Here is a 10,757-nt window from a genome sequence, read left to right as displayed (position 1 = left end):
CACCTACCCGGCACCGTCGTCGAAGATCCGGTGAACCGGCTCCCTGACCTGGCGCTGGGCCAGATACTCGCTGATGCCGTGATGATTCTTGCTGTCATTGGTGACCAGCAGATCGGTGACCCGTTCGTGGGGCGCGTACTCGGGCCGCAGCGTGTGGTCGAGCGCCACCAGATCCCGCAGATCCGACGCATTGCGCCAGGCCGCCACACCCGCCGGGACCGCCGGTGGCCGCGCCAGGTGATCCTGTACCTCGGAGATGGCCAGCGGCGATCCCACGGTGACCAGCAGGTCCACCTCGCGTCCCTGCTCCATCAGCACCTCGTAGGCGATGATGGTGCCCAGGCTGTGGCTGACCACCACGAGCGGGCCACCGTCCAGGCCCTCCAGTGCCTCCGTGACCACCTCGCGCATGGCCGGTCCCGCCCCGCCGAAGAAATAGGCGTGGACGTCCTTGAACGCATGCTTGACCAGCATCCGGAACACCGCGCTACGGCCCGGCTGGGGCAGCGGCAGCGCCTCCAGCGGCAGCTCCATACCGGACGCCGGCTCCTCGTCCTCCCCGGCATGGGCCAGCGTGTCCGCGAGATACGTCATGTCCCGCAGCCAGTCGACGAGCGCGCCCTCGTCGGCGGCGGCCCGCCCCTCCAGCCCGATTTCACCGGCCTCCAGCCGCGCTTCACCGAGCGTCCGCGCCACGAAGTCCTCAGGCGGTTCGACAGCGGCCGCTTCCGCCCGTGCCGGCAGCTCCTCGATCAGCTCCGGACCGCCGTCCAGCGGATCCGGCCGGAAATCGGGCAGCGGCGCCGGATAGCGCACCGGGGCCCAGTACGCCATCCGCGACGCCTCGGCCATGTCCCTGCCGAAGAGCGCCGTGTCCCACTGGGACTTGAGCAGTTCCGAGCGGACCTTGTTCCCGTTCCCGTGGACGTAGACGACCTTGGGGTGCACTGCGCCTCCTCCTGCCGTTCAGCCGCGCCGCAGCACGATGTCGTCGTGCGCCGCGAGCCGCATCCAGCGCTGCCTCGGGGCGCGGACGACCGGCATCAGATCCGCGCCGGGCAGCGGGCCCAGGTCCAGCGACGTGAGCTCGACGACATCGGAGACCGGCACCTGGAACGTCCGGAAGGCGCCCAGCGGCGGCGGCGCCCCCGGCGTGGCCCCGGCCAGGGCCCGGTCGGCGTCCCTGGTCAGGTCCGGGCTCTGGTCGAGTACGTACGCCGTCGCCGCCAGCGCCCCGTCCTGGATGAACGCCGCGACCTTCCAGAAACGCAGCGGCACTTGAACGTCCCGGTAGGGCGGGTCGGAGTCGTGCAGTACCGGGCCTGTCAGGACGGCCAGCTTGCGGTCGAACCGGGCGGCATTGTCGAGCAGATAGTTCTCCAGGCCCTGCCAGAGCTCCTTGCCCTGGTTGAACACATCCGCCTGCGGGGCGGCGTTCGTGTAGTGGAAGGTGTCGTCATTGGCCTGGTGTGCCTCTGCCGCCTCGCCCCAGACGGGATCGAGCCGGCGCACCAGATGCCCCTTGTCCAGGGAGTTGTCGCGATACACGTCCTTGCCGGTCTGCCGGCTCTCGGCCAGCCGCGGATCGAAACGCCAGCCGCCCTCGCGGGGGGTGTCTTCCAGCAGACGCCGGCCGTCGATGCAGACGGCGGTGGCCGCCGCCATCCGCCGGTCCGGGCGCAGCACCACCGTGAAGTGGGTGTACGGCAGCACCACGGTTTCCACCTCGGGCCTGCTCGGCATCGGCAGCGGTACCTGGACACCGAGGAAGTGCTCGTCATAGCCCGCTCGGTTTGCCAGGGAGTCCCGGGACGCCGCCCCGGCCGTTGCCTCACCGACCCTCGGGGAATCTGATGGGATCATATGAGAACCGCTTCCCGGTGGTGGGGACCACCGATCGGTGCCCACCGGGAAGCCACTCGAACAGCCGCGCGCATCGGTGGCGCACCGCCCGAGGGGACCGTTCAGGCGGTTGGGCGGGGGGCCGCGTTCAGACGGCCGGAGGCTACGGAACGCATCCAGGCGTTGCCCGTCACCCAGTGGTTGCTAAGGAGCTCCCCCCATGGCCACCGGCCTCTCCCTCCATGTCGGACTCAACCGGGTCGATCCAGCCAGGTACGGCGGCTGGGACGGTCGGCTCGTCGCCTGCGACAACGACGCTCACGACATGGCCCGGCTGGCCCGGGGAGCCGGGTTCGGCACGACGACCCTGCTGACCTCCGACGGCACCGTGGAGAACGTCACCGCCGAGCTGCGCAGGGCGGCCAAGACCCTCAAGAGCGGCGACATCCTGCTCTTCACGTACTCGGGCCACGGCGGCCAGGTCCCCTGTGCCGACGGCGCCGACGCGGAACCGGACGCATTTGATGAAACCCTGGTGTTCTACGACCGCGAATTCCTCGACGACGAGCTGCACCGGGAATTCGGGCGCTTCGCCCAGGGCATCCGGATCCTGGCCCTCCTCGACTGCTGCCACAGCGGCACCGGTATCGAGGTACGCGAATTCCTGACCCCCGAGGCCATGCAGGAGCAGTTCCAGACGCGTGACCCCCGGCGGATCGAGAACACCGCACGCCTCATGCCGGTCGTCAAACAGCACGAGATCTACCAGCGGGACCAGGATTTCTTCCAGGAACTCCAGAGCGATCTCGCCGCGCACAAGAGTCGGCAGCCGGCGGCCGGCGCACTGCTCATCTCCGCCTGCCAGGACAATCAACTGGCCTCCGACGGCGACGTCAACGGCAAATTCACCGGAACTCTGCTGGACGTCTGGAAGGACGGGGCATTCCGCGGCGGCTACCGCGCCTTCCACCGCGACATCCTGCGGAACATGCCGCCCACCCAGAGCCCCCACTTCTTCGTTTCCGGACGGCCCGACGAGGCATTCGTGGAGCAGCAGCCGTTCACGGTCTGAGTGACGCGGCGACGCAGCGACGCAGCGACGGGAGGCGGGCCGAGGCCCGCCTCCCGTCTCGATTAGATCTACAACCTTGCCAAGTGGGAGTGGCTGCCGCCCTCACTCGGCGGGGTAGATGTCTCCGCCACGCATAAGGCTTTCCTGCTCACTCTGGGACTGCAGCCTGCGCGCCTTCTCCTGGAGCCGCTTCCGCTCGTCCGGGTCGGTGGTGCGCTCCGCTGCCGCCTTCAATTCCTGAGCCTTGTCCCGCATCTGCTGGATTCGTGCGCGTGATTCTCCTGTTGCGCTCATGATCTGTCCTTGAACGGTGTTATTGAGAACTGCATTTACCAGCGAATCAGGCCGGGCCGTCTTCGGCACCTCGAAGGGTGACTCTCTGTGACGAATGATATCCGGGTGTTTTCGGTGCCGGGCCCGAGTTCGCTGGTGGAGGCCCGCCGGCCACGGCGCGCCCGGGCGTCACGGCGTGTCTCCACCGGATGGCCTTCCTGAATGGCGAGGGCGGCCAAGAGGGACGTTGGCTGAAGCACAGCAGCTCAACGTCCGCTGAGTGTCAGCGCTTCTGGTGTTTGACGCTCCCCCTCGTTCAGTGGAGTCCCTCCATGTCATCCGAACCAGCTCTTTGTGGGGGCGACGCCGAACTGTCCTCGACAGAACACGGCGAGCACATTCCGCCCATCACCCCTGAGAAAAACTCGGCCCGCACCCTTCTGTGGGAGGCAGTCACCCATCGGCCCTTGGAGGAAGTCGCCGCCCTTGTGGAACTGCTCAAGCGCAGCGGCGACGTTCCCAACCCTGGCGATGAAGCCCTGCGAGTGGCGGTCGTTTCCCGTCCGGTGAGCGAGGTGGCTGCGCTCTTCGAACTCCTTCAGGCCGCTCCGCACACCGCGGAATCGAGCCACGAGGCACTGCGTGCGGCGGCCGTCGGCAGATCCGTCGAGGAGGTCGCGCAGCTGATCGAGTTGTTCGACCGCACGAAGGACGGCGGCCCCGGTCCCTACGACCACGATTCCTACGACACCGACCCCTACGGCACGTCCGGGCCCTTCCCTCCCGGTCCCGGTGGCCCCGGTGGCCCCGTCGAACCGGAACCCACCAGGACCATGCCCGTCGGCCTCGACCCCGACGTCCGCCCCCTGGGCACCGCCGCTCAGGCGGCGGCCGCCTCACGCGGCGAGAGCATGGCGCACCAGCCGCCCCCCAACCGCCCGCCCTGGGCCCAGCGGCCCGACGGCACCATGCCGCACGGCGGCCCGCCGTGGGGCGCGCCCTCCGAGGCGTCCCAGCAGCCGGGCTACGCGGTCCCCGGAGTGCTGCGGTCCGTACTGCGCTGGCCCGCGGCCGCGGCCCTGGCGTTGTGCGGTCTGAGCCATCTGCCGGTGAACGCGTCACACATGCAGGGCGCTCAGGCGGCCGCCGGGCTCTCGATGGCCATCGCCGTGATCTACCTGCTGCTGGCGGGCTGGCTGGCGATGCGCGACACCGCCCTGGTCTGGACGGTGAGCGCCGCGGCGGCGATGGTCATCATCGCTCTGCACGCGCTGTCCCGGTCGGGTGTCCTCGCCCCGCTGGGCAGCGGCTTGGGCGACGCCGGCATGTGGCCCGAACTGATGGCGGTGGGACTGGCCATCGTCAGCGCGGGGCTCGCGGGTGCGGCGCTGCTGTTCCGCCCGCGCCGGGTAGGTCCGGCCGCGGCGGGAGTGTAGGCAGCCGGCGCACCGGCGCCACCAAGGGCGCGGGCCGGGACCCCCTCAGGGGCCCGGCCCGCGCCCTTGGTCGGCTCCGCCGGTGGCGCCGCGCTTCAGGTGTGCGGAGCGCCGTAGTACCCGGCGAGCAACCGGTGGTAGTCGTCGTCACCGAAGTGCCGCTCCTTGTCGAACTCCGGGGCGTTCTCGATGTCTTTCTTGGTCCGGGCGAGATAGATCGTGGTCCTGTCGAAGTCGATCGAGGAGATGACGCCGGCCGGCAGCAGGACATGCCTGCCGAAGATCCACCCACCGGTGTCGACGACCAAGGAGGCGGCGCCGGCCTCGTCCGAGTGTTTGTCGACCTTCCCGACGGTGCCGTCGATCGCCTCGACCGTGAAGCCGGTGAGATCGGTCCCGGCCCGGTATCCCGCGCTGTCCTGATAACCCCAGATGCTGTGCGTCACGGAGCACCTCCCATGCCGCTGACGGGCCGCTGCTGCCGCAGATACCTCAATCATGCCTCCGGCGCGGCGAATCGCTCGGTCGCGGTGGCCGCTCACCCCCGCGACGAGTACCGGTGGAGAGCCCAGGCGGGCAGCCCGAACCAGCAGACCACGAACCAGGCGACAAGCCCCGCGACGACCCAGGGGACCGCGGAATTGTCCATGGCGATCCGCAGGATCAGCAGCAGCGCCGAGGTGACCGTCGCCAGGAGGAGAACGATCCCGACAAGGGCCAGGCGCGAGGCCCAGTACACCGTCTCGGGCTTGAGCCGGTGACCGGCGACGAGCCGGTGGAAGGTCACCGTGCCGATCAGCGCGCCGGTGGTCGCCGCCCCCAGCAGGACCGTCACCACGTAGATCGTCCGGTCCGTCGGCCCGAGTGTGGCGAACCGCGGGGTGAAGACGACGGTGAGCAGAAAGCCGAAGAGGATCTGCACACCGGTCTGGATGACCCGCACCTCTTGCAGCAGTTCGTTCCACCGCCGGTCGGCACGCTCCTCCGGCGACTCGTCGCGGCCCTGAGACGTCTGACGCGGGCCCAGCGATTCCACACGGCCTCCCGGCTCACGCCTTCGCATGTGTGCTGAACGCCAGCTTGTTGTCCTTCACCTCCACCCGCACCTCGTCCCCGGCCGACAGCGCACCGTCGAGCAGCAGCCGCGAGAGCGGATTGTCGACCTCGCGCTGGATCGTGCGCCGCAGCGGCCGCGCCCCGTATTCGGGCTGGTGGCCGCTGTGGGTGAGCCAGTCCACGGCCTCGGTCGTGAACGCGACGGAGATGTCCTGGGCGCGCAGCCTGCGGATCGTCCCTTCGAGCAGCAGACCGGTGATCCGGCGCAGCTGGTCGTCGGTGAGCCGGCGGAAGACGATGATCTCGTCGAGCCGGTTGAGGAACTCCGGACGGAAGTGCTCACGCAAGGCGCTCAGCGCCCGCTCCCGTGCGCCGTCGCCGGCCTCCAAGGTGTCCGGGCCGAACCCGAGCACACCACGGCCGCCGCTGAGCGCATCGGAGCCGAGGTTGCTGGTCATCACGATGACGGTGTTCTTGAAGTCGATCGTACGGCCCTGTGAATCGGTCAGATGCCCGTCGTCGAGCACCTGTAGCAGCATGTTGAACACATCCGGGTGGGCCTTTTCCACCTCGTCGAGCAACAGCAGCGAATACGGGTGGCGGCGCACGGCCTCGGTCAGCTGGCCGGCGTCCTCATGACCGACGTATCCCGGGGGCGCACCGACCAGCCGGCTGACGGTGTGCCGCTCCTGATACTCGCTCATGTCGAGCCGCACCATGCGTTCCTCGCTGCCGAACAGCGCCTCGGCGAGCGCGCGGGCCAGCTCGGTCTTGCCCACGCCGGTGGGGCCGAGGAAGAGGAAACTGCCGATCGGACGGCTGGGATCGGCGAGCCCGGCCCGCGAGCGCAAAATGGCATCGGAGACCGCCGTGACGGCGTCCTCCTGACCGATCACACGGGAGTGCAGCCGCTGCTTCAGCCCCAGCAGCCGCTCCTTCTCCTCCTGGGTCAGACTGCTCACCGGCACACCGGTCTGCCGCGACACGATCTCGGCGATGTCCTCGGCGGTGACCACCACGCTGCGCCCGTCGGTCGGCGGCGCTCCCTGGTCGGCCTCTATCCGCACCGTGAGCTCGCCGATACGGTCACGCAGCTCGCTGGCGCGTTCGTACTGCTCCGCGGCGACCGCCTGGTCCTTGTCCCTGACCAGCTCCTCCACCTGGCGCTCCAGCTCGCGCACATCGGTGGTCTTGGCGCCCGAACGGAGCCGCACCCGCGCGCCCGCCTGGTCGATCAGATCGATGGCCTTGTCGGGCAGGAAGCGGTGGGCGATGTAGCGGTCGGAGAGCTCGACGGCCGCGAGCAGCGCCTCGTTCGTGTAACGCACCTGGTGGTGCGCCTCGTAGCGGTCCTGCAGACCGCGCAGGATCTCCACCGCGTCGGTGACGGACGGCTCGGGCACCAGGATGGGCTGGAAGCGGCGGGCCAGCGCGGCGTCCTTCTCGATGTGCCGCCGGTACTCCTCCAGGGTGGTGGCACCGATGACATGCAGTTCCCCGCGCGCCAGGGCGGGTTTGAGCATATTGCTCGCTTCCAGGGAACCGCCCTCACCGCTGCCCCCGCCGGCCCCGACGACCGTGTGCAGCTCGTCGATGAAGACGATCAGCGAGTCGGGGTGCGTACGGACCTCCTCCATGATGCCGTTCATCCGCTCCTCGAAGTCGCCGCGGTAGCGGGTGCCGGCGAGGACGGCCGTCAGGTCCAGGGCGACCACCCGCCGGCCCGCCAGGGTCTCGGGGACGTCGCCGTCGGCCAACCGCTGGGCCAGACCCTCGACGATCGCCGTCTTGCCGACGCCCGCGTCGCCGACCAGCACCGGATTGTTCTTCCCGCGACGCGAGAGCACCTCGATGGTCTGCTCGATCTGCTCCTCGCGGCCGATGACCGGATCGATCCGGCCCGCCCGGGCGATGTCGGTCAGATCGCGGCTGTACTTGTCGAGGGTCGGTGTGTCGTGCTTCGGCGGGACGCCGTGCTCGGGTCCCGCGTGCTGGGGCCCGTGGCTGCCCTGCGGGGTCGCCTGCGGATCGAAGTGGGCGAGGTTCAGGATGCGGCCCGCTGCCGAGTCGGGGTTGGCCGCCAGGGCGTCGAGCAGATGCTCCGGGCCGATGTACGAATCGCCGTTGTCCTTCGCCAGCTCGTGCGCGCCCAGCAGGGCCCGCTTGACCGCCGGGGTCACGGCCACGCTGGACCGCTGCGGGCCCGTACCGGCGCTGCGGTCGATCTCGGCGGCCAGTGCGTCGGGATCCGCCCCCACCTGCCGGAGCAGGCTACGGGTCGGCTCGGCGGCCAGGGCCGCACGCAGCAGATGCTCGGTGCCGAGCTCGGGGCTGCCGTGCTCGGCGGCGTAGGCGGCGGCAGAGGTCACCAGATCCCGGGCCGGCCCGCTCATCATGCGCGCGATATCCGCCTGCCGGGGCATCGGCCGCCCCGCTTCGTCACTCCCGGACTGCGCGGCACCACCCAAGAAGCGCGCGAGGAATTCACCGAACGGGTCCGGGCCGTAACCCTCCGGACCCACGAATCCATTGCTCATGTGTGTCCGTTCCGCTGTCACGGCGGTACCGCGACATGCTGCCTTGTCGGGTTCCTGGTGTGCTCTCCTCATGCTCCTGCCCTGGCGGGTGCCCGAGGGACGAGAGGTCACCCGTCACACGCCACTCCACTGCTTCAGGATCAGGGCCAATCAGGTCATCCGCACCCGGGCGGGACCGCACCGCACACCCTGCATCCGACGGATGACGGCCGCCACACGCGTTCGCCCTCGCCCCCGAAGCGCTCCGCCGGAGCCGGTGCCGTACTTCGCCACCCCGCCGCACACCTCCCTGCCGCGCCTCACATCTCCTCGCGGATGCGGGTCAGATCGGCGGTGAGCGCATCGAGCCAGATGACCGAGTCGATGAGGAGAGCGGCGGAGAGCGCGTGGGCGTCCCCGTCCGGGCTGCCCCGCGCCAGGGGTGGAGCGACGGCCAACAGGCCGCGGATGTCCAGGGGTTGGGGGCGGCGCTCCTCGGGCGGGGCGTCGTCGGTGCGGAGATGCCGGGCCAGGGCGCGGTAGTCGGCCGCCGTGTTGCCGGCGGCCTGTCGTAGCCAGGCGCCCACCTCCTGATGGGTGATCCGGCCGGGGCGGCCGGGCAGCAGCCGTTCGCCGTGGCGGGCGTCCGCGCCGGCCCCCAGCACCGCTGGCCAGTCCGGCTGCCGGGCGGTCTCCTCCCGCGGCTCGCTCTGGTACTGCGCCAGGCTCTCCTGCGCGAGGACGAGGGCACGATTGATCGCGACGATGTCGGTGCTGCCGGTGCGTCCGACGACACGTGCGGTGGTCTGCCCGATGGCGTCGGCGATGGCCGAGCACAGGGCCGCCATGCTTCGGCGCACCTCTCTCCCCGCGCCGCGCGGCCAGGCCACCAGACCGCAGACCAGCCCGATGAGGCTGCCGGTCAGCACATCCTCCAGCCGGACCGGGGCGAGCTGCCAGGTGACGGGGGAGACCTGTGCGAACAGCGTGGCGACGACAAGGGTGAACCCGCCCTGCGCCCAGGCCAGCCCGCGCAGTGGCCCGGCGATGAACGCCAGCAGCATCACCAGGGGCAGTACGAGCGCGTACACCGTGTCCCGGTTGTCGACCAGCGCCAGCAGTCCGCCGGCCATCACGGCACCGATCAGCGTGCCGATCAGCGCCTGCCGGACCGCGGACCAGGTCTCCAGGCTCGTCGTACGGGTGAGCGTCAGCGTCGCCAGCAGCACCCAGAAGCCGTGCTGCAGATCGAGGACTCCGGCGATGGCCCGGGCGGTGGCCAGGCCGAGCGCGAACCGGCAGGCGTTCTGGAAGATCACCGAGCGAGGGGTGAAGTGTGTGGTCAGCCGGCGCCACCACAGCGCGGGGGCGCGCTCCCGCGCATAGGCGAAGGAGTGCCCGGCGGGGTCCCGGTGGACGGAACGGTCGCCGAACAGCAGCCGGGTGGCCAGGACGAGGACGACGGCGCTGTCGGCGGCCTGCACCACCAGGGCCCGGCGGCGCAGATACCTCAGCCGGTCGTCGGTGCTCAGCCGCTCCAGAGTGGTCACCGCCCGGTGCGTACGGACGGGGGCCAGCTCGCTCTGCAACGGCTCGGCGGACGGCCCCTCGCCGGGCCGCAGCCGCCTCCCCCGGCGCAGGGCGTGGGACGCCGCGCGGGCGGTGGCGGCGATGCCCTGGAGCAGTACGACGGTGTCCGGGTGGTACGCGGTGTGCGGTCCGGCCGAGGTGTGCAGCGCGTCCAGCCGGGACAGCAGGGTGCGGACCGCCTCGGCCGCGTGCCCCATGGCCTTGTGGGCGAGGGTGGGGGAGGCGGGCATATCGGCGGGGGGAACACGGGACGGACGCAGGGCGTCGGCGGCCGTGTGCGCGCGGTCGAGTGCCTGTAAGGGAGGGGCCCCGCCGTGGTGGTCAGCCAGGGCCGCGGCCGCGTCGGAGGCATCGGCCAGCAGCCGGCGGAACGGTGGGGTGTCCGGTTCGGGCAGCAGGAAGCGCTGCGCCAGCGCGAGCAGCACCGCTCCCAGCGCGAAGCCGCTCAGCCGCTGGCCAAGGGTGTCCGGGGCGTAGGGCGGGAAGCACGGGAGGATGTAGAGCAGCTGCATCCCGGGGGCCGCGCCGGCGATCCGCGGCCCGGTGGTGCCCGCGTAGGCGACCAGGAAACCGATGACGAGCATGCCGACCACGGCCGCCCAGGTCCGTATGGCCAGCAGGGTGCCCAGCGTGATGAGCGCCAGGCCCGCGGGGACCGCCGTGAGGGTGGTCGCGGCGCGCTGGCGCCCGGATCCGGGGATCCGGGCGAGCGCTCCGAGCGACACCACGGTGAAGGTCGCGTACACGGACATCACGGTCAGGTCGAGCCCGTAGCGGCAGAGGTAGAAGGCGACACAGGAGGCGGCCGTCACCCGGACCGCGTTGCCGACCACCGTCCGGTGTCCGCGCAGGCCGTGTCCGGTGTGCTCCAGTAGGTAGCGCGCTCTGCGCAGCGCCGCCCCGACGGGCCCGCCGGCCGTCTGCCGCGGCCCGGTCGGCGGGGAGGCTCCCTGCTGCGGGCTCACCTTTCCA

At 70.7% G+C, this 10,757-nt stretch carries 9 protein-coding genes; 2 read left to right on the top strand and 7 right to left on the bottom strand.

Features of this window, described 5'->3' with window-relative positions; translation table 11 throughout:
- Nucleotides 1-3 precede the first annotated feature (3 nt).
- A complete protein-coding gene (locus tag KI385_RS05800; RefSeq protein ID WP_238571147.1) occupies nucleotides 4-948 on the bottom strand; it encodes a hypothetical protein in 945 nt (314 codons plus the stop codon).
- An 18-nt stretch (nucleotides 949-966) separates the two neighbouring features.
- Nucleotides 967-1,863 (bottom strand): DNA/RNA non-specific endonuclease, encoded by an 897-nt coding sequence (locus KI385_RS05795; RefSeq protein ID WP_238571146.1) that lies wholly within the window; start codon nucleotides 1,861-1,863, stop codon nucleotides 967-969.
- A gap of 199 nt (nucleotides 1,864-2,062) precedes the next feature.
- On the opposite strand from KI385_RS05795, the gene KI385_RS05790 reads away from it, so the two are divergent.
- Nucleotides 2,063-2,914 carry a caspase family protein gene (locus KI385_RS05790; protein WP_238571145.1) on the top strand — a complete coding sequence of 284 codons (852 nt, stop codon included), beginning with the start codon at nucleotides 2,063-2,065 and terminating at the stop codon, nucleotides 2,912-2,914.
- A gap of 102 nt (nucleotides 2,915-3,016) precedes the next feature.
- On the opposite strand, the gene KI385_RS05785 is transcribed toward KI385_RS05790, so the two are convergent.
- A complete protein-coding gene (locus KI385_RS05785; RefSeq protein WP_238571144.1) occupies nucleotides 3,017-3,208 on the bottom strand; it encodes a DUF6381 family protein in 192 nt (63 codons plus the stop codon).
- Nucleotides 3,209-3,519: 311 nt separating this feature from the next.
- Between KI385_RS05785 and KI385_RS05780 the strand changes: the two genes are divergently transcribed.
- Nucleotides 3,520-4,623: a hypothetical protein gene (locus KI385_RS05780; protein WP_238571143.1), complete on the top strand. Its 1,104-nt coding sequence runs from the start codon at nucleotides 3,520-3,522 to the stop codon at nucleotides 4,621-4,623.
- 95 nt (nucleotides 4,624-4,718) lie between these two features.
- Here the strand turns inward: KI385_RS05780 and KI385_RS05775 are convergent, their stop codons facing one another.
- The 4 genes from KI385_RS05775 to KI385_RS05760 form a co-directional block, all read right to left on the bottom strand.
- Nucleotides 4,719-5,069 carry a PRC-barrel domain containing protein gene (locus tag KI385_RS05775; protein WP_238571142.1) on the bottom strand — a complete coding sequence of 117 codons (351 nt, stop codon included), beginning with the start codon at nucleotides 5,067-5,069 and terminating at the stop codon, nucleotides 4,719-4,721.
- Nucleotides 5,070-5,161: 92 nt separating this feature from the next.
- On the bottom strand, nucleotides 5,162-5,686 hold the full coding sequence (locus KI385_RS05770) for a DUF6328 family protein (protein WP_238571141.1): 525 nt from the start codon (nucleotides 5,684-5,686) through the stop codon (nucleotides 5,162-5,164).
- Nucleotides 5,673-8,216 (bottom strand): ATP-dependent Clp protease ATP-binding subunit, encoded by a 2,544-nt coding sequence (locus KI385_RS05765; protein WP_238571140.1) that lies wholly within the window; start codon nucleotides 8,214-8,216, stop codon nucleotides 5,673-5,675. Before KI385_RS05765 ends, KI385_RS05770 begins: the two co-directional genes overlap by 14 nt.
- Before the next feature lie 299 nt (nucleotides 8,217-8,515).
- Nucleotides 8,516-10,750 (bottom strand): FUSC family protein, encoded by a 2,235-nt coding sequence (locus KI385_RS05760; protein WP_238571139.1) that lies wholly within the window; start codon nucleotides 10,748-10,750, stop codon nucleotides 8,516-8,518.
- Nucleotides 10,751-10,757: the final 7 nt, after the last annotated feature.

This window comes from Streptomyces inhibens, from assembly GCF_022221585.1.
In the GTDB taxonomy this organism is placed as follows: domain Bacteria; phylum Actinomycetota; class Actinomycetes; order Streptomycetales; family Streptomycetaceae; genus Streptomyces; species Streptomyces inhibens.
The sequence above is the reverse complement of the archived record's forward strand: the minus strand, read 5'-3'. Positions and strand labels throughout refer to the sequence as shown.